We start from the raw sequence: 2,176 nt of genomic DNA on the forward strand, positions 1-2,176 counted from the left end.
GTAAATGTTGCTCCAAGGTATTCAAGCACCGTCGAGGAGCCGCAAAGCGAGGATACCCCGTGGTTTCCGTGCTTGGCAACCTTTTGTCCGGCACCGGCAACAACAAAGCACGACAAGGTTGATATATTGAATGTATCTTTTCCATCGCCGCCGGTACCGCAAACGTCAATAGGATCGTAAGCAGAGAGGTCAAGAGAAAGGCAAAGTTCAAGCATAGCGTCCCTGAAACCTTCCAGTTCTTCAACCGTAATACTGCGCATCGCATAAATGGTCAGGAATGACGCGATTTCAGAGTTCGAATACTTGCCGGTACTAATGCCCAGCAACACATCTTTTGCCTGCTCCTTGCTAAGCATTTTGTACTCAAACAAGTGACTAAGAATATTTTTCATGCTTACTATACTACTTATTGATTATTGAACTCAGAGGGTCTATTAAATTTTCAACCAGTTTTCAAGCATTTCTTTACCATGCTCTGTTAGTACCGACTCCGGATGGAACTGCACGCCCTTAACATCATACTTTTTGTGTGAAAGTCCCATTACCCTCCCCTTCTCGTCAACTGCGGTAATGGTCAGATCTTCGGTAAAAGATTCCGGAATAACAGTCCAGGAATGGTATCTCCCTACTTTGATCTCAGTTGGAAGTCCCTTGAAAATTCTTTCGCTGCTATCTGTAACAATGGCCGTGTCACTGATCCCGTGCAGTACATCAGTCATGTTCTCGAGTGTAGCGCCATAAACCTCACCGATTCCCTGGTGCCCCAGGCACACGCCCAATATGCTCTTGCTTGAACCAAACTCGCGAATGAGCTCGTGCATTATACCAGCCTCCGAAGGTATTCCGGGCCCCGGTGAAAGCAGAATTTTGTCATATTCAGATACTTCATCGAGGCTGATCTTGTCATTTCGGAAAATATCTACCTGGTCGTGAAGCTCACGAAGAATATAAACCAGGTTGTATGTAAATGAATCGTAATTATCGAGAACCAGAATTTTCATTTTTTGATCGCTTCAAATGGATGTATGTTACTGGTAAGCCAGATAAATTAATGCCTGACCTTTTCCAATGCTAGATTTCCTGGGCCACCTTAATAGCCTGGCGGAGAGCTGCGAGTTTATTGTTAATCTCCTGCAACTCACTTTCAACGTCTGACTTGGCTACAACACCCATTCCTGCCCTGAAAAACAATGTATTATCCTTGCTCAGGAATGTTCTGATCGCAATTGCGTGATTGAAGTCGCCATTAAAATCCATAAAACCAATCGCTCCGCCGTAAATGCTGCGGTTACTAGTCTCCATTTGGTCAATGAGCTTCATCGCATTGTGCTTTGGCGCTCCGGATAATGTTCCTGCGGGGAAAGTATCTGCAACTAGTTGTAGCGGATTAACATCTTTCTTCATCTTGCCTACTACTTTGGACACCAAATGGATGACGTGCGAGTAATATTGAACTTCCTTATAATTTGTAACCTTTACTTCGTCACAGCTCCTGCTAAGATCATTTCTTGCAAGATCGACGAGCATTACATGCTCTGCTGTTTCTTTCGGATCGTTTAAAAGTTGCTGTGCTGCTTCTGCATCAGCCAAATCATCTCCGGTTCTTTTGAAAGTGCCTGCAATCGGGTGAATTTCAGCTTGACCTTTTTTGATAAAAATCTGTTTTTCGGGCGAGGAACCGAAAATTTTGTAGCTACCGTAATCGAAATAGAAGAGATAAGGGGAAGGATTAATTGATCTCAGAGCGCGGTATACATTGAATTCATCACCTTGAAATGCATGGCTAAACCTTCTTGAAGGTACAATCTGAAATACATCGCCGCGAAGACAGTGGTCTATCCCTTTCTGGATTACAGCACGCATCTCATCATCTGTAACGTTGGAAGTTTCATCAGAGACAGTCGAAAATCCGTATTTAGGAAAATTTCTGTTCTTAATCAGAATTTCAATCTGCTCAAAACCATCGTCCTCTACCTCACTTCCATACTGATGCTCAAATATGTATAGCTCGTTTTTGAAATGATTAATAGCAATTACGTATCTGTAAACCTGGTAGAAGATTTGATCAATAGCGGTTTCAGGACTTGTTGGTTGTATCTCAATGTCCTCGAAGTACGTGACTGCATCGTAGGTCATGTGACCAAACAATCCGTTGGTTATAAAGGGGAATATCGAT

3 protein-coding genes are annotated in these 2,176 nt (G+C 43.1%); all 3 read right to left on the minus strand.

What is annotated here, in order from left to right; all coding sequences use genetic code 11:
• The coding region (locus ACTIE6_RS21965; RefSeq protein ID WP_439558675.1) for an anthranilate phosphoribosyltransferase at nucleotides 1-392 on the minus strand (392 nt) is incomplete at its 3' end.
• Between the two features lie 42 nt (nucleotides 393-434).
• Nucleotides 435-1,001, minus strand: coding sequence for an anthranilate synthase component II (locus ACTIE6_RS21970; protein WP_439558676.1), 567 nt, complete (start codon nucleotides 999-1,001; stop codon nucleotides 435-437).
• 70 nt (nucleotides 1,002-1,071) lie between these two features.
• On the minus strand, nucleotides 1,072-2,176 hold a 1,105-nt coding region (locus ACTIE6_RS21975; protein ID WP_439558677.1), incomplete at its 5' end, for an anthranilate synthase component I family protein.

The sequence above is a fragment of the Dyadobacter sp. genome, assembly GCF_051859145.1.
In the GTDB taxonomy this organism is placed as follows: Bacteria; Bacteroidota; Bacteroidia; order Cytophagales; family Spirosomataceae; genus Dyadobacter.